Raw genomic sequence first — 20014 nt, forward strand, 5'->3', positions numbered from 1 at the left:
CCGCTGCTCTGGTCGCAAGGCCGGGGCAACGAGCGGTCGCTCGAAGGTCTTGCGGACCTTCCGACACTGCGCGCGCGATGCGCCCATGAACCCAACGGCCGGCAAGACATCCGCAACTGGAGAACAAATGGCTTCGACTTCTGCTGATACCTATAGCCCGTCGCGCGACGATTTCGCCGCGATGCTCGACGAGTCCTTCGCAGGCGGCAACCTGCAGGAAAGCTCCGTCGTCAAGGGCAAGGTGGTTGCAATTGAAAAGGACATGGCCGTCATCGACGTCGGCCTGAAGACCGAGGGCCGCGTTGCGCTGCGCGAATTTTCCGGCCCCGGCCGTGACAGCGACCTCAAGGTCGGCGACGAGGTGGAAGTGTTCCTCGATCGCATCGAGAACGCCCTCGGCGAAGCCGTGCTGTCGCGCGACAAGGCGCGCCGCGAAGAGAGCTGGGGCAAGCTGGAGAAGGCGTTCCAGAACAACGAGAAGGTCAACGGCGTCATCTTCAACCAGGTCAAGGGCGGCTTCACCGTCGACCTCGACGGAGCCGTGGCCTTCCTGCCGCGCTCGCAGGTCGACATCCGTCCGATCCGCGACGTTGCGCCGCTGATGAACAACTCGCAGCCGTTCCAGATCCTCAAGATGGACCGTCGCCGCGGCAACATCGTGGTGTCCCGCCGCACGGTGCTCGAAGAGACCCGCGCCGAGCAGCGCCAGGAGCTGGTGCAGAACCTCGAAGAGGGTCAGGTCATCGACGGCGTGGTCAAGAACATCACCGACTACGGTGCGTTCGTCGACCTCGGCGGCATTGACGGCCTCCTGCACGTCACCGACATCGCGTGGCGCCGCGTCAACCATCCGACCGAGGTGCTCTCGATCGGCCAGACCGTGAAGGTCAAGATCATCAAGATCAACCACGAGACGCACCGCATCTCGCTGGGCATGAAGCAGCTGCTGGACGATCCGTGGCAGGGCATCGAAGCCAAGTACCCGCTGGGTGCCCGCTTCACCGGTCGCGTCACCAACATCACCGACTACGGTGCGTTCGTCGAACTCGAGCCGGGCATCGAAGGCCTGATCCACGTCTCCGAGATGTCGTGGACCAAGAAGAACATGCACCCCGGCAAGATCGTGTCGACCTCGCAGGAAGTCGACGTGCAGGTGCTGGAAGTCGATTCCGTCAAGCGCCGCATCTCGCTCGGCCTCAAGCAGACCATGCGCAACCCCTGGGAGGTCTTCGTCGAGAAGCATCCGACCGGTTCGGTGGTCGAGGGCGAGGTCAAGAACAAGACCGAGTTCGGTCTGTTCCTGGGTCTCGAGGGCGACGTCGACGGCATGGTCCACCTCTCCGATCTCGACTGGAAGCTTCCGGGCGAGCAGGTGATCGACAACTACAAGAAGGGCGACATGGTGAAGGCCGTGGTGCTCGATGTGGACGTCGAGAAGGAGCGCATCTCGCTCGGCATCAAGCAGCTCGAAGGCGACCCCTTCGCCGAGCCGGGCGATGTCAAGAAGGGCGCGGTCGTGACCTGCGAAGTGCTCGAAGTGAAGGAGAGCGGTATCGAGGTGAAGATCGCTGGTACCGACTTCACCACCTTCATCAAGCGCTCCGAGCTCGCCCGTGACCGCAACGACCAGCGCGCCGAACGCTTCGCCGTCGGTGAGAAGGTCGACGCCCGCGTGATCCAGTTCGACAAGAAGGCCCGCAAGGTCCAGGTGTCGATCAAGGCGCTCGAAGTCGCCGAAGAAAAGGAAGCCATCGCGCAGTACGGCTCCTCGGATTCGGGTGCGACGCTCGGCGACATCCTCGGCACCGCGCTCAAGAACCGCGACAGCAAGTAAGCGAAACGTTCGTTTTGCTGCATCAAGGCCCCGGCGCAAGCCGGGGCTTTTTTATTGCGGCATACGCGACCGTCGTTCCGGGGCGCGCGAAGCGCGAGCCCGGGACCCATAACCACAGGATCAAGTTTGGCGAAGACTCGTTGTTTACAGCTCGCGCGACTACTCCTCCCTTGGGGTATGGGTCCCCGCCTCCGCGGGGACGACGTCTGAATATGTGGCGGCCTCCTGCCCGCACCGCCGCCAGGCCTTGTTTTCTTCAAATTGCGCCGCAATTGATGTATCCAGATAGGCTGATGGTCACGCCGTGACGGCACAACGCGCCTGATCTTTCATTTGGAGATATTCCGATGTCGCTCGATTCGGACATCATCGTCGATCGCCGCAGGATTCGCCGCAAGCTGACGTTCTGGCGCGTCATCGCGGCGCTGATCGCGATCGCGGCAATTGCAAGCTTCGCGCTGATTGCGACACCCGGTGCACGCGGCACCTTCGCGTCCGCCGGCTCGATCGCGCGCGTCCACATCGAGGGATTGATCCGCAGCGATTCCGACCGCACGCAGGCGCTGGAGCGGCTCGAGAATTCGCAGGCCGCCGCCGTCATCGTTCACATCAACTCGCCCGGCGGCACCACGGCCGGCTCCGAGCAGCTCTATGACTCGCTCGTCCGTCTCAAGGCGAAAAAGCCGCTGGTCGTGGTGGTGGAGGGCCTGGCTGCATCCGGAGGCTACATCACGGCGATTGCAAGCGACCATATCGTCGCCCAACAGAGCTCGCTGGTCGGGTCGATCGGCGTGCTGTTCCAGTACCCCAACGTCACCGAGCTCCTGAAGACCATCGGCGTGAAGGTCGAGGAGGTGAAGTCCTCGCCGCTGAAGGCCGCGCCCAACGGTTTTGAGCCGACCAGTCCCGAGGCGCGCGCCGCGCTCGATGCGCTGGTGAAGGATTCCTATGCCTGGTTCAAGGGAATGGTGAAGGAGCGGCGTGGCATGGATGACACGCAGCTCGAAAAAGTTGCCGACGGCCGCGTCTTCACCGGGCGCCAGGCGATCGATCTCAAGCTGATCGACCAGATCGGCGACGAGAAGACGGCCGTGACCTGGCTGGTCGAGCAGAAGGGCGTCAAGAAGGGGCTTCCCGTGCGCGATTACAAGCTCCAGCCGCGCTTCGGCGACCTGCCGTTCCTGAAGACCGCGGCCGCATTAACGCTGGAAGCGCTCGGTTTGGGCTCGATCGCGCACCAGATCGGGCAAACCGGCGTCGCACAGGCGGTGGATCGGCTCGGAATGGATGGCATGCTGGCCTTGTGGCAGCCGGCTGCGTCCAACTGACCGTCGGCAGGCGAGTTCCAGAGCTTTTTCCCGTCCGGCGCGTGCCGGCGCAGCCTGCTTTTTCGGCATTTGTCACGTATTTTCACGACGCCCAACCTTGATTTAGCGTCTTGACAGATCACGGTATTTTCACGGAAATGGTCATCCGCATGCTTCCGGGTCCTATCTCTCGATGATCAAATCCGAACTTGTTCAGCGTATCGCCGAGCACAACCCGCATCTGTACCAGCGGGATGTCGAGAACATTGTGAATGCGATTCTCGAAGAGATCGTAGCGGCGCTTGCACGCGGAGATCGCGTCGAGCTGCGCGGCTTCGGTGCCTTCTCGGTCAAGCATCGCCCGGCGCGCGCCGGGCGCAATCCACGCACCGGCGCCCATGTGCCCGTCGATCAGAAGAGCGTTCCGTTCTTCAAGACCGGCAAGGAAATGCGCGAGCGGCTGAACCGCGACCATCCGGATCCCGGCGGCGCAGACTGAAGCGCGATGTGAGCGCGCTTGAGGTTTTTCGGGTCGCACAGATGCGGCCGCAAGCTTGATTCAAGGCGAGCGAAGCGAGATGCGAAAGTTCCTGACCGCGCTGATCGTGATTCCGCTGGGCCTGATCCTGGTGGCATTCGCCGTCGCCAACCGGCATTTCGTCACCGTCTCCTTCGACCCCTTCATTGCCGACGACCCATCGCTGTCGATCACCCTGCCGCTGTTCCTGCTGCTGATCCTGGCGGCGGCCCTGGGCGTCGTCGCGGGCGGCTCCGCCGTCTGGTTCGGCCAGCGGCGCTGGCGGCGCGCGGCGCGCCGGAATGACGCGGAGGCCCGGATTGCCAGGGCCGAACTGGCCGATCTGCGGGCCCAGGCGACCGCGGCGAAGCCGGCGTCCCAGCGCCTTCCCGTTCCCTCCGGGATGGGCCTGTACGGGCCCGTCGGGCGAGACAAGCAGCGCGCGACGTTGTAGAAGCGGCCCCGACCGAAAAGCCCCGTTTTCCGGCCGCGGACCTGCGGCCTCTACCCGCTTTGAGACCATGTCCCTGCTCGTCAAGATCTGCGGCCTGTCCACGCCCGAGACGCTCGAAACGGCGCTCGGCGCCGGCGCCGACATGGTCGGGTTCGTGTTCTTCCCGCCGTCGCCGCGGCACCTGTCCCTGGAGCTCGGCCGCGATCTTGGCCGTCAGGTGCAGCGGCGTGCGCTCAAGGTGGCGCTCACGGTCGATGCCGATGACGCAACGCTCGACAACATCATGGACGCGCTGTCGCCGGACATTTTCCAGCTCCACGGCAAGGAGAGCGTCGCGCGGCTGCGCGACATCAAGCACCGCTTCGGCCGCCCGGTCATGAAGGCGGTGCCGGTCGCAACCTCAGCCGATCTCGCGGTGCTGCCCGGTTACGCCGCCGTCGCCGACCGCATCCTGTTCGACGCGCGCGCGCCGAAGGATGCGACGCGGCCCGGCGGTCTCGGGGAACCGTTCGACTGGCACCTGCTCGAAAACCTCGATCTGAAACTGCCCTACATGGTCTCGGGCGGGCTGCACGCCGACAATCTCGCTGAGGCCCTTCGCGTCACCCGCGCCGGCGGCGTCGACGTGTCCTCCGGTGTCGAGAGCGCCCCCGGCGTGAAAGACCCGGAGATGATCAAGGCCTTCATCCGCGCCGCGCGCGCAAGCAAAGATGCAAGTCAAGAGTTGAGCGTCCGATGAACATCGCCAAGCCAAACTCCTACCGCAGCGGCCCGGACGAGCGCGGCCATTTCGGCATTTTCGGCGGACGCTTCGTCGCCGAAACGCTGATGCCGCTGATCCTCGATCTGGAGAAGGCCTACACCGCGGCCAAGGCTGATCCGGCGTTTCAGGCCGAGATGAACGGCTATCTCAAGAACTATGTCGGCCGGCCCTCGCCGCTCTATTTCGCCGAGCGCCTCACCTCACATCTCGGCGGCGCCAAGATCTACCTCAAGCGTGAAGAGCTCAACCACACCGGCTCGCACAAGGTGAACAACGTGCTCGGCCAGATCATGCTGGCGCGGCGCATGGGCAAGAAGCGCATCATCGCCGAGACCGGCGCGGGTCAGCATGGCGTCGCCACCGCGACGCTGTGCGCGCGCTTCGGCCTCGAATGCGTGGTCTATATGGGCGCCGTCGACGTCGAGCGGCAGCAGCCCAACGTCATCCGCATGGAGATGCTGGGCGCGAAGGTGATGCCGGTGCAGTCGGGCACGCGCACGCTCAAGGACGCCATGAACGAGGCGCTGCGCGACTGGGTCACCAACGTGCACAACACGTTCTATTGCATCGGCACGGTGGCGGGCCCGCATCCCTATCCGACGCTTGTGCGCGATTTCCAGTCGGTCATCGGCGACGAGACCAAGGCGCAGATGCAGGAGATCGAGGGCCGCCTGCCGGATTCGCTGGTCGCCTGCATCGGCGGTGGCTCCAACGCGATGGGCCTGTTCCATCCGTTCCTCGACGATCCCGCGGTCGAAATCTTCGGCGTCGAAGCTGCCGGCCATGGCCTCACCCAGCTGCATGCCGCCTCGATCGCGGGCGGCCGTCCCGGCGTTCTCCACGGCAACCGCACCTATCTCTTGATGGACGCCGACGGCCAGATCCAGGACGCGCATTCGATCTCGGCGGGTCTCGATTATCCCGGCATCGGCCCCGAGCATTCCTGGCTGCACGAGGTCGGCCGCGTGAATTATCTCTCCGCAACCGACGACGAGGCGCTCGCCGCGTTCCAGCTGCTGTCCAAGCTCGAAGGCATCATCCCCGCGCTCGAGCCCGCGCATGCCATTGCCAAGGTGATGGAGCTCGCGCCGAAGCGGCCCAGGGATCACCTGATGGTCGTCAATCTCTCCGGCCGCGGCGACAAGGACGTCCCGCAGGTCGGCGACATCCTGAGGGGCAAGAACAAGTGAGGAGTGTGTCGCACTCTCTTCACCTCTCCCCGTCGGGGAGAGGTCGGCTGCGAAGCAGCCGGGTGAGGGGCCTCTCCGCTTACTCGAACCTCAGTGAGGTCTCGATAAGCTCCAGGACGCCCTCGAGATTCTCGTACACATCGGTGTTCGAAACGCGCAAGACCAGGAAACCACAGGACTCGAGCACCTTGGTTCTGGCTTCGTCACGTTCGATCTGGGACGGGCTGGAATGCGTGACGCCGTCAACCTCTATGATGAGCTTACCGTCCAGCGTCACGAAATCGACCACAAACCGGTCCACCGGATGCTGGCGGCGAAACTTCCAGCGGGCGAGCTGCCGGTTGCGCAGCGCCTGCCAAAGCTTTGCTTCCGCGCTCGTCTGTGACTCGCGGAGCCGTCGCGCTCTCGACTTGAATCGCTCCATCCCCCTCACCCGGCTGCTTCGCAGCCGACCTCTCCCCGGTGGGGAGAGGTATAGCACAGCGGCCGCCGCACTATGACCACGCGTATCGATACCCGTTTCGCCGATCTGAAAAGCCAAGGCCGCGCGGCCTTTGTCACCTATGTGATGGCCGGCGATCCCGATCCGGCGACATCGCTCGAGATCGTCAAGGCGCTGCCGAAGTCCGGCGCCGACGTCATCGAACTCGGCATTCCCTTCACCGATCCGATGGCGGATGGTCCCTCGATCCAGGCTGCAGGCCTGCGTGCGCTCAAGATCGGCATGACCTTGAAGAAGACGCTGGAGCTGGTGCGCGACTTCCGCAAGGACGACAATGTCACGCCGCTGGTGCTGATGGGCTATTACAATCCGATCTACATCTACGGCGTCGACAAGTTTCTGGCCGATGCCAAGACGGCCGGCGTCGACGGCCTGATCATCGTCGATCTGCCGCCGGAGGAAGACGACGAGCTCTGCATTCCCGCGCTGAAGGCGGGGCTGAACTTCATTCGCCTGGCGACCCCGACCACCGACGACAAGCGCCTGCCCGCGGTGCTCGCGAACACATCAGGCTTTGTCTATTACGTCTCGATCGCCGGCATCACCGGTGCAGCAGCGGCGGACGCCAATGCCGTCGGCGAAGCTGTCGCGCGCATCAAGCGGCATACCAGGCTGCCGATCTGCGTCGGTTTCGGCATCCGCACGCCGGAGGCAGCGCGCGCCATTGCCGAGAAGGCGGATGGTTCGGTGGTCGGTACCGCGCTGGTCGATGCGCTCAAGAACAGCCTCGATGCCGAGGGGCGGGCGACCGCCAAAACCGTTAACGCCGTCGCCGAGCTGACGGCCGCCCTGGCCCAGGGCGTCAAGGGCGCACAGCAGGCGGCGGAATAGGCCATAATTCCGCTGTTGGGACGGGCGACACGGCGGCTTGCCGGGCAGATGTCCGGCCGCCATATATCCTTCAGGCGATTCCCAGCGGGATCGCACATCGGAGCAAACCATGAACTGGCTTACCAATGTGGTCCGGCCGAAGATCCGCAACATGCTGCGGCGGGAGACGCCGGAGAACCTGTGGATCAAGTGCCCGGATTCCGGACAGCTCGTGTTCTACAAGGACGTCGAGGCCAACCAGTTCGTCATCCCCGGCTCGAACTACCACATGCGCATGGGCGCGGTGGCGCGTCTCAAGTCGATCTTCGACAACGAGACCTGGTTCGACGTCGCACTGCCCGAGGTCACGCCTGACCCGCTCAAGTTCCGCGACGAGAAGAAATATGTCGACCGCATCAAGGATGCGCGGGCGCGGACCAATCTGAACGACGCGGTCAAGGTCGGCTATGGCAAGCTCGAAGGCGCCGCCGTCGTCGTCGCCGTGCAGGATTTCGACTTCATGGGCGGCTCGCTCGGCATGGCCGCGGGCGAAGCCATCGTGCGCGGGATGGAGCTCGCGGTCGAGAAGAGGTCCCCGTTCATCGTGTTCGCGGCGAGCGGCGGCGCGCGCATGCAGGAAGGCATTTTGTCCTTGATGCAGATGCCGCGCACCACCGTTGCGGTGCAGATGCTGCGCGAGGCAAAGCTGCCCTACATCGTCGTGCTGACCAATCCGACCACCGGCGGGGTCACCGCGTCCTATGCGATGCTCGGCGACGTGCAGATCGCCGAGCCCGGCGCGCTGATCGGTTTTGCCGGCGCGCGCGTGATCGAGCAGACCATCCGCGAGAAGCTGCCTGAAGGTTTCCAGCGCGCCGAGTACCTCAAGGAGCACGGCATGGTCGACATGGTCGTTCATCGCCACGAGCTGCGCCCGACGCTGGCGCGGCTCTGCCGCCTCTTGACCAAGGCGCCGGCGCAGGAAGGTGCATCGAAGTCCGTGCAGCCGGTCGCAAGCCCGGCGCAGATCGTATCGGCCGCCGAGACGGCGCCGGCTGCGCCGCACGCGTGAACGCTTCCCCTGACCGTGCAAAGACACCGCTCGACGAAGTGATCGGGCGGCTGTCGGCCCTGCATCAGAAGCGCATCGATCTCGGCCTGGAGCGGATGCACCGCCTGCTCGAGCGGCTCGGCCACCCCGAACGCAAGCTGCCGCCGGTGATCCACATCGCCGGCACCAACGGCAAGGGCTCGACGCTCGCCTATCTGCGCGCGACGCTGGAGGCTTCAGGCTTGCGCGTCCACGCCTATACCTCGCCCTATCTCGTCCGCATCAACGAATGTTTTCGCCTTGGCCGCGTCGGCGGCGGTGTGCTCGTCGGTGACGACGAGCTGCGTGCCGCGCTGGAAGAAGTCGAACGCGTCAATGCCGGTGAGGCCGCGACCTTGTTCGAGTTGAAGACGGCGGCCGCCTTCCAGCTGTTCGCGCAGAACCCGGCCGAAATCGTGCTGCTCGAAGTCGGCCTCGGCGGCCGGCTCGATTCGACCAATGTGGTCGATCAGCCTGCGGCCTGCGTGATCACGCCCGTCAGCATGGATCACATGGATTTCCTCGGCGAGACGCTGGCCTCGATTGCCGGCGAGAAGGCCGCGATCATCAAGCGCGGCGTGCCCGTGATTTGCGCCGAGCAGATGCCGGAGGCGATGGCCGTGATCGAAGCGCAGGCGAGGCGCATGCGTGCGCCGCTGTTTGCCGCCAACGAGAGCTGGCACGTCAATGTCGAGCGCGGACGTCTGGTCTATTCCGACGACCGCGGCTTGATGGACCTGCCGGCACCGCGTCTGTTCGGCCGCCACCAATTCGCCAATGCCGGGCTCGCGATCGCGACGCTGCGCGCGCTTCCGGACCTGAAGGTCAACCACGCCGCGTTCGAGGCCGGCATCCTCAGTGCCGAATGGCCGGCGCGGATGCAGCGCCTCACCTCGGGCGAGCTGCTGTCCTGGGGTCCGCAGGGCTCGGAGATCTGGCTCGATGGCGGCCACAATGCCGAAGGTGGCCGCGTGGCAGCGGCGGCGGTCGGCGATCTCGAGGAGCGGGTGTCGCGGCCGCTGGTGATCATCGCCGGCATGATGGCCAACAAGGATGCGCAGGGCTTCCTCGCCAATTTCGCCGGCCTCACCCGTCACATCATCGCAGTGCCGATCCCCGACATCGAGAATGCGATGCCGGTCGACCGTCTCGCCGATGCCGCGCGCAGCCTCGGCATGCGCGTCGAGCCCGCCCCTGGCGTCGAAGCCGCTTTGCGCGCCCTGGCGCAGCTCGCCTACGAGCTGCCGCCGCGCATCCTGATCACCGGTTCGCTGTATCTCGCCGGCCACGTGCTGGCGATCAACGGCACGCCTCCTGCATGAATTCTCGTGTCCCGGACGCGCGAAGCGCGAGCCGGGACCCAGAAATGCCGCAACATGGGCCCCGGCTCTGCAGCGCACCACTGCGTGCTGCACTGCGTCCGGGGCACGAGAGTGAGAAATGCCAATGCGCTTTGCCGCGATTGCCGACATCCACGGAAACTACCTCGCGCTTGAGGCCGTGCTCGCCGACATCCGCGCGCTCGGCATCGCCGACATCGTCAATCTCGGCGACATGCTGAGTGGCCCGCTCGATGCGCGCCGCACCATCGAGATCCTGATGCCGCTCGACGCCGTGCACGTGCTCGGCAATCACGACCGTTACTTGCTCGACCGTTCGCCGGAGAAGATGGGCTCGTGGGATCGTCCGGCTCATGCGCAGCTCGATGCCGCCCACCTCGATTGGCTGCGCGCGCAGCCGATGACGCGGGTCTTCCGCGAGCAGGTGTTCCTTTGCCATGCGACGCCCGGCAGCGATGAGGTGTACTGGCTCGACACCGTCCATCCCGACGGCGCGGTGGCGCTGTCGCCGCTCGACCGCATCGAGCAGCTCGCGCAAGGCATCACGCAATCGCTGATCCTGTGCGCCCACACCCATCTCGCCCGCGCGGTGCGCCTGCGCGACGGCCGGCTGATCGTCAATCCCGGCAGCGTCGGCAGCCCCGGCTATCGCGACAAGCATCCGGTCCCGCATGTCGTCGAAGCCGGCACGCCGCACGCGCGCTATGCGATCCTCGAACGCATCGATGGTGCCTGGCAGGTGACCTTCCGGCACGTCGCCTACGATCACGAGGTCATGGCCGCGCTGGCGCGGCGCAACGGTCAGCCGGAGCTGGCGAACGCGCTGGCGACGGGGTGGATCAAGTAGAACCTCTCGTGTCCCGGACAAGGCGCATCGCGCAAGCGATGAGCCGCAGAGCCGAGACCCAGAATGCCGCAACATGGGCCCCGGCTCTGCAGCGCATCGCTGAAGAGGCGCTGCGCTACGTCCGGGGCACGAGACCACGTCACTTCAACAGCTTCATCGGATCGGCCGCCTTCTGCTTCAGCTGCTCGAAGGTGCATTGCCGCGGCGCCTTGTCGGGACGCCAGCGCAGGATCGAGGTGCCGTGGCGAAAACGCTCGCCGCTGAGATGGTCGTAGCAGACCTCGATCACCAGCTTCGGCTTCAGCGGACACCACTTTGCCGAACGCTCGGTCGACCAGCGGCTCGGCCCGCCCGGCGCGTTGCCGGTGAAGCCGGGCTCGCCGATCAGCGCTTCGAGCCGATCGGTCAGAGAAGGCTTCGCCTCAGCCTTGATCGCCGAAGTGAAGCCGACATGGTGCAGCAGGCCGTCATCGTCGTAGAGCCCGAGCAGCAGCGAGCCGACGACGTTCCGGCCGGCGATCTTGTTGGTGGCATAGCGGAAGCCGCCGACCACGCAATCGGCGCTGCGAAATTTCTTGATCTTCTGCATGCCATCGCGATTTCCGCCCTGGTAGGGCAGGTCGATCCGCTTGGCGATGACGCCGTCCGAGCCGCCGCCGGATTGCGCCAGCCATTTGTTTGCCGTGGCGTAGCTCATCGTCGTCGGCGAGAGACGGAAGAGGCTGCCCCTGAGATTGGCTTTCGCAAAGACTTCCAGCGCCGGCCGGCGCTCGCGCAGCGTCTTCTCGGCCAGACCTTTCTCTCTGGATGTCGCGAGCAGATCGAAGATGAGGTAGAGCGCCGGTGTCTCCTGCGAGAGCTTCTTCACGCGGCTTGCCGCCGGATGAATGCGTTGCAGCAGCGCGTCGAAGGAAAAGCTCTTGCCGTGCGGCACGACGATCTCGCCGTCGAGCGTGAAGCGGTCGGCCTTCAGCTCCAAGGCCGCGGCGACGACTTCCGGGAAATAGCGCGCGAGGTCCTCGCCGGATTTGGAGCGCAGATCGACGTTGCTGCCGTTGCGCGCCAGCAGGCAGCGAAAGCCGTCCCATTTCGGCTCGTACTGCCACTCCTTGCCGCGCGGGATCGCGTCGACCGAACGCGCCTCCATCGCCACGAGAGACGTGGGCTTGCGGTCGCGCTTACGGGGAGGAGCAGGCAAGGGCGGGACTCGTCATACGCTGAACACGTCCCATCAACGCAAAACGGCCGGCTTTCGCCGGCCGTTGTCGAAAATAATCTTGCGCCAATAATCCTGCGCCAGTGGATCAGACCGCAGAGGTGATCCACTGCTGCAGCTTCGCCTTGGGCGCAGCGCCGACCTGGCGCGAGGCCATCTCGCCGCCCTTGAAGATCATCAGGGTCGGGATCGACATCACGCCGTACTTGGAGGCGGTCTTCGGGCTCTCGTCGACATTGAGCTTGACGATCTTGACCTTGTCGCCCATCGCGCCGGCGATCTCGTCGAGCGCGGGTGCAATCATGCGGCAGGGGCCGCACCATTCGGCCCAGAAATCGACGACCACGGGGCCGTTCGCCTTGAGCACTTCGGCTTCGAAATCGGCGTCGGAAACCTTGCTAACGGCCATTGGGATTACCTCACTCGGTTGAAAGAGAATCGGCGCGACCTGGAATCGCGCCCGGGATCATGCGGTCAACCTATGAACGGCCCCTTGCCGGGTCAAGGACGCTCACACCGAGATGAAGGGATGCCAGCGCCGCGTCCAGCGCGGGGGCCGAAATCTCCATGTATTCAAGGGCCTCGGTCCAGAGCAGGACGGCCCTAACCGGCTTTTGGGGATAAAGCTGCGACAGCACCGCCCGGTACAGCGCCAGCTGGCGGACATAGGCGGCGGGCGCCTCGCCGGCGCTCTTGGGTGGGCTCTGGTTGGTCTTGAAGTCGACGATCAGGACCTCCTCGGGGCGCACGACCAGCCGGTCGATCTGCCCCGATATCAGGGCCGGGGTGCGGCCCGGCCGCTCCAGCCGGCCGGCAATGGCCACCTCCGCCCGGCTGCCGGCGGCAAAGACCGGCGCAAAGCGCGGGTCCGTGATCAAAGCGAGCACCTTGTCGGCCAGTGCGATGCGGTCGGGCTCCGGCCAGTCCGAGGCGTTGCGCGCCATGAAGGCGAGCGCGGCCTCGCGCCGGCGCTCGCTGGCGATCTCGGGCAGCGATTGCAGCAAACGGTGAACAAGCGTGCCGCGTTGCAGCGCCAGCGCGCGCGACTGCACCGATTCGCCCGGTCGGACGCTGCGGCCCTCCTCGGCAGACTGGCCCGAGGGGCGCACGGAATCCTCGTCGATGGTCTCGCGCGGCGCCGGTGTCCGCAGCCAGTCCGGCAGCGCGATGGTCTGGTGCACCGAGGTCGCCGGCGCGCCCAGCGCCGCGGCATCCTCCGGGCGTGCGAACCGGGTCACCTTGCCGAGCGGCGTCTCGATCACCTGCTTGTCCAGGCCCGAGCCTTTGAGCCCGGTGTCGACGAGGTCGTACCAGCTCAGCTTGCGCACCGTCTTCATATTGCCGGGCATGCAGCCGCCGACGATCAGCCGGTCGGCCGCGCGCGTCATCGCGACATAGAGCAGGCGGCGATATTCGTCCTCGGTCTCCTCCAGCATTGCCTTGCGCGCCTCGGCGACGGGTTTGGGATCATCAGCTTTGCGGCCGGCCCAGACCACGACCTCGCCGCCATTGCCGCGCGGCACATGGATCAGCCGCAGCCGCTGCGAGTCCGCGGGCGAGGACGTGGTGTCGACCATGAACACGACCGAGGCCTCCAGGCCCTTGGCGCCGTGCACGGTCATCACCCGCACCTCGTCGCGCGAGATCTCCATGTCGCGCTTCACCTCGGTGTCGGCCGAGCGCAGCCAGGCCATGAAGCCCTGCAGCGAGGCCGGCGCCTTGCGCTCGTAGTTCAGCGCGAGCTCCAGGAATTCGTCGAGCGCGTCATTGGCCTCGTGGCCGAGCCGACGCAGGATGCGGGCGCGTCCGCCGTCGCCGCCCAGCAGCCAGGCGTAGAACGCGAACGGCGTCTCGTCTCGGGCGCGGATCTCGCAGGCTTCGAGGCGTCGCAGCGCCGTGGCGAATGTCTCGCTTGTGGCCGCATGCTCGCCGAGCGCGCGGCGCAGCGAGCCCTTGCGGTCGTGGGCAAGCGTGAACAAATCGTCGTCATCGAGACCGAACAGCGGGCTCTTCAGCGCCACCGCGAGCGCAAGATCGTCCTGCGGCAGCAGCAGCGCGTCGGCAAGGTTCATCAGGTCGATGATGGCGATGTGCTCGGTGAGCTTGAGTCGGTCGGCACCGGCGACCGGAATGCCGGCGTGCTTCAGTGCCTGGATCACGGCGTCGAATGCATTGCCGCGCCGGCGCACCAGGATCAGCATGTCGCCATAGCGCAGGGGACGACGCTCGCCCTCGTGCCCTGTCAGCGTGCCACCTTCGACCAGCCGCTTGATCTCGGCCTGGATGCGTCGGGAAAGCTTGACCTCGGGGCTGGTCACGGCGACGCCGTCGAACGGCGCGCGCCAGCCCTCGATCTCCTGCCGATCGTCGGCCTCCGCAAGGTCCCACAGCTCGATCACGCTCGGGCCGGCATCGCTGAGCGCGTTGTGCAGGGGATGGCCGATCTCCACCGAGTGGATGCTCTTGTAGATCGCGGGATCGCGGAAGACGTGGTCGACCGAATGCAGGATTGTCGCACCCGAGCGGAACGAATAGGTGAAGGCGACCGGATCGAATTTCAGCCCGGCCGCTGTGAACTTGCGATGCAGCTCGCGCCGTCGTGCGTCGAACTCGTGGGGAGCCGCGCCCTGGAACGAGAAGATCGACTGCTTCTCGTCGCCGACGGCGAAGATGGTGCGGTTCAGCCCCTCGCGCGCGCCTTCGCCGGCGGTGAACTCGGAAATGATGTGCGCGACGATGTCCCATTGCCGCGGGCTGGTATCCTGGGCTTCGTCGATCAACACGTGATCGACGCCGCGGTCGAGCTTGTAATGCACCCAGCCCGAGGCGATGCGGTCCAGCATCGCCAGCGTCTTGTCGATGAGGTCGTCGTAGTCGAGCAGGCCGCGCTCCTGCTTCTCGCGGCGGTAATTCGCGGCGGCCGCGGTCGCGATATGCAGCAGGGCCGCGGTGCGGTCGCGAACCGTCACGGCGCGACGCTTCTCGATCAGCCCTGCAAGGCGCTGCGCCTCGGCTTCGAACAGGCGGGCCACGGACGGATTGTGATCGCAGAACTTCTTGGTCAGCACCGCCTTGCGCGGCAGCTTGTCGTCGGTGAGAAACACGGACAGATAGGCATCGACCTGGTCGCTGCCGGAAAACACCTTGGCGGCGCGCAGCCGCGCTGCCTGGTCATTGTCGGATTTGCTGCCGTCCTCCAGCGCGAAGGCAATGTCGTCCCAGCGCGCGCGCGGCAGGAACGGGCCATCGAGAATCTCCGTCTCGACGGCCTCGATCCGATCGCTCGTGTCGACGCCCAGCACCGAAGCCATCTGCGCGGCAGCGGCTTCCGCGTTGCCGGCCTCGTCGGTCCAGGCCATGAAATGATCGCGGCTGAGGCACGCCTCGCGCACGACCTCCTTGAAGGTGACATCGGCGGCGCTCGCCATCGCCGTCAGCAGCGCGCGGCCGGTGACGCTGTCAGGATCACGCGCGGCCTCCAGCAGCACCTTCAGATTGGCGCGCTCCATCATGTCGGTCTGGTCGCGCTCGTCGATCACGGCAAAGCGCGCGGGAACGTTGGCCTCGAACGGAAATTGCTGGAGCAGGCGGGTGCACAGCGCGTGGATGGTCTGCACCTTCAGCCCGCCCGGCGTCTCCAGCGCGCAGGCGAACAGCTTTCGCGCTTCACGGCACAGCTTTGCGTTGGGGTGCGGAATGCCAACTGCGATAATCGCCTTCTTGAGCGCATCATCGTCCAGCGTCACCCAATGACCGAGCGTGGTGAACACGCGCTCGGCCATGTTGGCGGCGGCGGCCTTGGTGAAGGTGATGCAGAGGATTTTTTCCGGCGGCACGCCCGACAGCAAGAGGCGGATCACGCGCTGCACCAGCACATGCGTCTTGCCCGAGCCCGCATTGGCCGAGACGAAGGCCGATGCAGTCGGATCGGAGGCACGCGCCTGCCGCGCGCGCACCTCGTCAGGGATGGGACGCGGCGCCTTCACCATTCCTCGATCCCCAATCCGCCGGCCGCGGACCATTCCTTGATCCGGGCAAGGTCGTCATAGGTGCCGTAGCGGTTCGCCCACATCGGCAGGTTCAGCGAGGTATAGGGCTGGTTCTCGTCCTCGAAGGCGCGGATCAGCGCTTCCAGCTTGGCTCGCGCTTCTGCGGCCGCGGTGTCCGGCGGCTGCGGCTCGTCGCCCGGCTTGAACTTGAGCTCGAGGATGCGCTCCTCGCCCGGCGGGTTGTTGCCGCTGAGGCGGACATAGACGAGCTGGCTCACGGAGGCGCCGGCGTCGATATCAGGGAAGCCGCCCTCGCGCAGGATCGCAGCTTCCAGCGTCAGCTGCGGCGACAGGCCCATGCGGACCTGCTTGCCGGTTGGCGGCTGACCGGTCTTGTAGTCGAGGATGGCATAGAAGCCGCCCTGGCGGCGCTCGATGCGGTCGGCGCGCGCCGAGAGGCGGAAGCTGCGCTGAGGATCAAGCATGATCGAGATCTCGCCACGGGTCTCCGCGACGATCGCCTCGATCGCCTCGCGCCGCGCCGTCTCCCATTCGCCGAACCAGCGCGCGATGCGCTGGAAGCGCGGCCACCACAGCGCCCTTGCCTCGGGCCGCTCCATCAGCGGCGCAAAATGCTTCTCGCCGATCGCGCGCAGCATCCGCGCGGGATCGTCCGGCAGACGCGTCGCATAGCTTTCCGTGAATTCGCCGATGGCATCGTGAATCGCCGAACCGCGATCGGCGGCCGAGAGCGGCATGTCGACGGGATCGAGCGCATCGAGCCGCAAGATACGTTTGGCGTAGATCGTGTAGGGATCGCGCAGCCAATCTTCGATCTCGGTGACGGACATCTTGAGCGGCCGTGTCGCGCGCGGCGGCCGGGGCTCGGGCTGCTTGATCGGTTTCACCTCGGCGGGCTGGTCGAGCGCCGCAGCGAACTGCACGTATGTCTCACCGCCGCGAATGGCCGCCTTCCAGAGCTCGTCGCCGGCCACCGCCTCCAGCCGATGCAGGAAGCGCGAGGCCACCGCCGGCGCGCCGCCGGCCTTGGCGGCGTGGGTGAGGATCACCTCGTCGCCACCGAGCAATTGCGCGAAGTCATGGGCGGAGAGGCCGATACGGCGTTCCGGCAGATCGAGGCCGAGCTCGTGCCGCATCGGCCGGCTGAGCCAGGGATCGATGCGCGGCGCCGGCGGCCAGACACCTTCGATCAGGCCGCCGATGATGACGCGGTCGGCCTGCATCAGGCGCGATTCCAGGGGGCCGTAGATCTGCAAGCGTGCGCCCGGCCTGTCGCGCCGCCGCACCGCGCGATCGCCGAACGCGGTCTGGAAGACGTCCGCGTAGTCCGCTAGCTGCACCAGCAATCCGCTGGTTGTGCCGCCGCGCAGGAGATCGTCGAACGCGCCGGCGAGCGCAAGACCATCGCGATCCTCGAAGGCGAGCGGGATGCCCTGCTCGTCGCGCGACAGCTCGATCATGATCTCGCGATGCCGATGCGCGAGCTCGGCGAAGTCGTAGGGCCTCGCGGGCGGCAGGCTCTCGATCGGCGCCAAGGCTTTTTGCAGGGCATCGACCAGAGCCTGGATGCGATCGAGATCCTCGGCTTTCAGGCGCGCCCGCGGCTCGGCGCGATGCAGCGCGGAGACCTCGCTGCGCCACAGCTTCGCCAGCTCCTCGCGGAAGCGGTTGAATTCGCGCAGGAGGCCGGCCGTGCCCGCAGGCGGCCGCGTGCCGCGCAGCACCGCGAGCTCCAGGCTCTCGATTGCCATCTTCCACGCGCCCGGCGCGCGGCCGAGCCGGCACAGTGGATGCTTCAGCATCGCCAGCAGCGTCGGCGGCTCCAGGCCCTTGGTCGCCGCCTCTGCCGCGAGGCGCGCAAACGAGCCGGCGGAGGTTTCCATCAGCACGTCGCCGCCGGAATCGTCGAAGGCGAGATCCCATCGCGTCAGCGCCGCCATCACCCGCCGCGCCAGCGCGCGGTCGGGCGTCACCAGCGCCGCGGATTTGTCGAGATGGCGCGCCTCGCGCATCGCGATGGCGATGGCGAGCGCTTCCATCTCGGGATTGGGCGCTTCGACCACCGCGAGGTTCTGCATGCCGCCCGCGATCTTCGCGGCGACATCAGGCTGCTTCAGCCGGTCGTGCCAGACCTCGGTCTTGGCGGACGGCCGCATCGATTCCGATGCAAGGATGTCGCGGCCGCCCTCGGCTGGCGGGTGGAGAATCTCGACGTCGCTGCGCTTGATGCCAAAGCGATCGAGCAGCGCATGCATCGCATATTGCGGATGGTTCGACGCCGGATGCTCCGCGAACTTGCCAAGCGAGTCGCGCACGCCGCCGATGCTGCGCCAGGCGTCGTCGTCGAGATCGGTGTCGAGGCCCGGCAGCACCACGGCGCCATGCGGCAGCAATGCGACCGCGCGCAGGAATTTTGCCGTGGCCGGCATCGATCCGGTCGAGCCGGCCGCGATCACGGGGCCATGCGGATGCGCGGTCAGCCGTTTGGCTTCCGCTTCGATCAGTTGGTCGCGCCGCGCCGCGGGCTCGATCCGCTTGATCTCGGCGAGATGAGCGGGCCAGGCGATGCGGGCGATGCGCAGGAATTCGAGCGAGTGCTGCCAGTAGCGGTCGAGGTTGTCAGGCACCAGCCCATCGAGCGCGCTCCAGTCGACGCCGCGCGTCACCATGTCGTCGATCAGGCGCGCGAGATCGGAAGCCAGCGCCAGCGTCGAGGCGGGGCCGCCGACCACCAGCGGCGCCAGCACCGGGCCCTTGGCCCAGGCGGCGACGAGCTGCGCCAGCGTCAGCCGCCGTTCGAGCTCGCCCAGGCGCGGCGGAATGTCGAGCGGCGCGGTCCCGGAAAACTGTTCGCTCTCGCCCGCGAAAGCGAGCTCGTCCTCGTCGATATCGCCGAGCGCGACGATGCGCGGCAGCACCACGGCATCCGCCTTCATCTCGTTGAGGAAGATCTCGCGGACGACGCGCATCGCGCGCCGCGTCGGCAGATACAGCGTGGCGTCCGCCAGCCGCGCCGGTTCCTTGCGCGCCTCGAACCCCTCGACCAGCCGCCCATCGAGCAGGGCCGTGACGACCGTGCGCAGGAACGGAACTGAGATGGGAACGCTGAAAACGCGCATGGGCTGCCTGATTCGAAGGATCAGGCAATATAGGGAGACGGGGTCAAATGGTCATGGGTATGGGCGAGTAGTCCCCGCTGTTCGTGCGACCAGCACAGGTCTCGTAGGGTGGGCAAAGCGAAGCGTGCCCACGCATTTTTTGCGGTCGACAGAGATGGTGGGCACGGCGCAAGGGCGCCTTTGCCCACCCTACGGCACCGTGCCTGGAGCGCCCCTACGCCACGCTCTCCAAAAACGCCTCTTCCGCGGCGTGCACGGCATCGGGCGTGCCGACATGCATCCAGACGCCGTCGAGGCGCAGGCCGAACAGCCGTTCCTGCTCGTTGGCGCGATCGAACATTTTCGTCAGCGAGAATTCGCCCTTGGGCGCGTCGGCAAAGATCGCCGGCGACATGATCGCCGCGCCGGCATAGACGAACGGAACGACCTCCTTCTCCTTGCGCTTGCGCAAGGCGCCGTCCGGCAGCATGCCGTAATCGCCGCGGCCGCCATAGCCGATGCTGGTCGCGGTCGGCGCCATCAGGAGCAGGATGTCCATGCGATCAGGCTCGAAGTTTTCGGCGAGCCGCGTCAGGTTCGAGCGCACGCCGTCGATCCACAGCGTGTCGGAATTGACGTGGAAGAACGGCGCATCGCCGAGCAGCGGCAGCGCCTTGACGACGCCGCCGCCGGTGCCGAGCACCTGGTCGCGTTCGTCCGAGATAGTGACATGCGGAAGCTGACGCGATGCGACGTGGTCGATGATCTGGTCCGGCAGGTAATGCACGTTGACCACCGCCTCGGTCACGCCGGCCTGGCCGAGCTTGTCGAGCACGTGGTCGAGCAGGGGCTGGCCCGCGACCGGCACCATCGGCTTCGGCATCCTGTCCGTCAGGGGGCGCATGCGCAGGCCAAATCCTGCGGCGAGCACCATGGCTTTGGTCGGTTTGACGGACATCCTTCGCCTTCTCAGACCTTTCGCGTTCGCAGCAATCCTAACACGAGGCTCGATCTGCCGCACCGCATCTCGACCGCC

At 66.3% G+C, this 20014-nt stretch carries 16 protein-coding genes; 10 read left to right on the top strand and 6 right to left on the bottom strand.

Translation table 11 applies throughout. The features are described 5' to 3' along the window. The first annotated feature begins 127 nt into the window (after nt 1-127). The 6 genes from rpsA to trpB all read left to right on the top strand — a co-directional run bounded on the left by rpsA (nt 128) and on the right by trpB (nt 6065). The gene (gene rpsA / locus AB7M16_RS19570; protein WP_172788603.1) at nt 128-1834 is read left to right on the top strand and encodes a 30S ribosomal protein S1; all 1707 of its coding nucleotides are present in this window, start codon (nt 128-130) and stop codon (nt 1832-1834) included. Between the two features lie 347 nt (nt 1835-2181). Continuing rightward, the gene (gene sppA, locus AB7M16_RS19575; RefSeq protein WP_260381533.1) at nt 2182-3162 is read left to right on the top strand and encodes a signal peptide peptidase SppA; all 981 of its coding nucleotides are present in this window, start codon (nt 2182-2184) and stop codon (nt 3160-3162) included. A 172-nt stretch (nt 3163-3334) separates the two neighbouring features. Next, complete coding sequence (locus tag AB7M16_RS19580; protein ID WP_124162406.1) at nt 3335-3640, top strand: integration host factor subunit beta; 306 nt, start codon at nt 3335-3337, stop codon at nt 3638-3640. A gap of 79 nt (nt 3641-3719) precedes the next feature. Next, nucleotides 3720-4112 (top strand): lipopolysaccharide assembly protein LapA domain-containing protein, encoded by a 393-nt coding sequence (locus AB7M16_RS19585; RefSeq protein ID WP_212257926.1) that lies wholly within the window; start codon nt 3720-3722, stop codon nt 4110-4112. Nucleotides 4113-4179: 67 nt separating this feature from the next. Beyond that, nucleotides 4180-4851 carry a phosphoribosylanthranilate isomerase gene (locus AB7M16_RS19590; RefSeq protein WP_439365135.1) on the top strand — a complete coding sequence of 224 codons (672 nt, stop codon included), beginning with the start codon at nt 4180-4182 and terminating at the stop codon, nt 4849-4851. Continuing rightward, nucleotides 4848-6065, top strand: coding sequence for a tryptophan synthase subunit beta (trpB, locus tag AB7M16_RS19595; RefSeq protein ID WP_439365136.1), 1218 nt, complete (start codon nt 4848-4850; stop codon nt 6063-6065). Before AB7M16_RS19590 ends, trpB begins: the two co-directional genes overlap by 4 nt. Before the next feature lie 79 nt (nt 6066-6144). On the opposite strand, the gene AB7M16_RS19600 is transcribed toward trpB, so the two are convergent. Next, nucleotides 6145-6489, bottom strand: coding sequence for a DUF559 domain-containing protein (locus AB7M16_RS19600; RefSeq protein ID WP_439365137.1), 345 nt, complete (start codon nt 6487-6489; stop codon nt 6145-6147). A 72-nt stretch (nt 6490-6561) separates the two neighbouring features. On the opposite strand from AB7M16_RS19600, the gene trpA reads away from it, so the two are divergent. The 4 genes from trpA (at nt 6562) to AB7M16_RS19620 (ending at nt 10654) form a co-directional block, all read left to right on the top strand. Beyond that, the gene (gene trpA / locus AB7M16_RS19605; protein ID WP_172788598.1) at nt 6562-7398 is read left to right on the top strand and encodes a tryptophan synthase subunit alpha; all 837 of its coding nucleotides are present in this window, start codon (nt 6562-6564) and stop codon (nt 7396-7398) included. Nucleotides 7399-7507: 109 nt separating this feature from the next. Further along, nucleotides 7508-8449, top strand: a complete 942-nt coding sequence (accD, locus tag AB7M16_RS19610; protein ID WP_172788597.1) for an acetyl-CoA carboxylase, carboxyltransferase subunit beta — start codon at nt 7508-7510, stop codon at nt 8447-8449. Further along, nucleotides 8446-9789, top strand: a complete 1344-nt coding sequence (locus AB7M16_RS19615) for a Mur ligase family protein (RefSeq protein WP_439365138.1) — start codon at nt 8446-8448, stop codon at nt 9787-9789. The genes accD and AB7M16_RS19615 overlap by 4 nt, the downstream gene beginning before the upstream one ends. Before the next feature lie 124 nt (nt 9790-9913). Further along, a complete protein-coding gene (locus AB7M16_RS19620) occupies nt 9914-10654 on the top strand; it encodes a metallophosphoesterase family protein (RefSeq protein ID WP_439367563.1) in 741 nt (246 codons plus the stop codon). Nucleotides 10655-10793: 139 nt separating this feature from the next. On the opposite strand, the gene AB7M16_RS19625 is transcribed toward AB7M16_RS19620, so the two are convergent. From AB7M16_RS19625 to AB7M16_RS19645, 5 genes are all read right to left on the bottom strand, one after another. Beyond that, complete coding sequence (locus AB7M16_RS19625; RefSeq protein WP_439367564.1) at nt 10794-11801, bottom strand: ATP-dependent DNA ligase; 1008 nt, start codon at nt 11799-11801, stop codon at nt 10794-10796. 157 nt (nt 11802-11958) lie between these two features. Continuing rightward, nucleotides 11959-12279, bottom strand: a complete 321-nt coding sequence (trxA, locus tag AB7M16_RS19630) for a thioredoxin (RefSeq protein WP_008540017.1) — start codon at nt 12277-12279, stop codon at nt 11959-11961. 70 nt (nt 12280-12349) lie between these two features. Next, on the bottom strand, nt 12350-15859 hold the full coding sequence (gene addA / locus AB7M16_RS19635; protein ID WP_439365139.1) for a double-strand break repair helicase AddA: 3510 nt from the start codon (nt 15857-15859) through the stop codon (nt 12350-12352). Beyond that, entirely contained in the window at nt 15853-18999 is a 3147-nt protein-coding gene (gene addB / locus AB7M16_RS19640; protein WP_439365140.1) for a double-strand break repair protein AddB, read from the bottom strand. The genes addA and addB overlap by 7 nt, the downstream gene beginning before the upstream one ends. Before the next feature lie 214 nt (nt 19000-19213). After that, complete coding sequence (locus AB7M16_RS19645) at nt 19214-19936, bottom strand: nucleotidyltransferase family protein (protein WP_453944945.1); 723 nt, start codon at nt 19934-19936, stop codon at nt 19214-19216. Nucleotides 19937-20014: the final 78 nt, after the last annotated feature.

This window comes from Bradyrhizobium sp. USDA 372 (assembly GCF_053629095.1).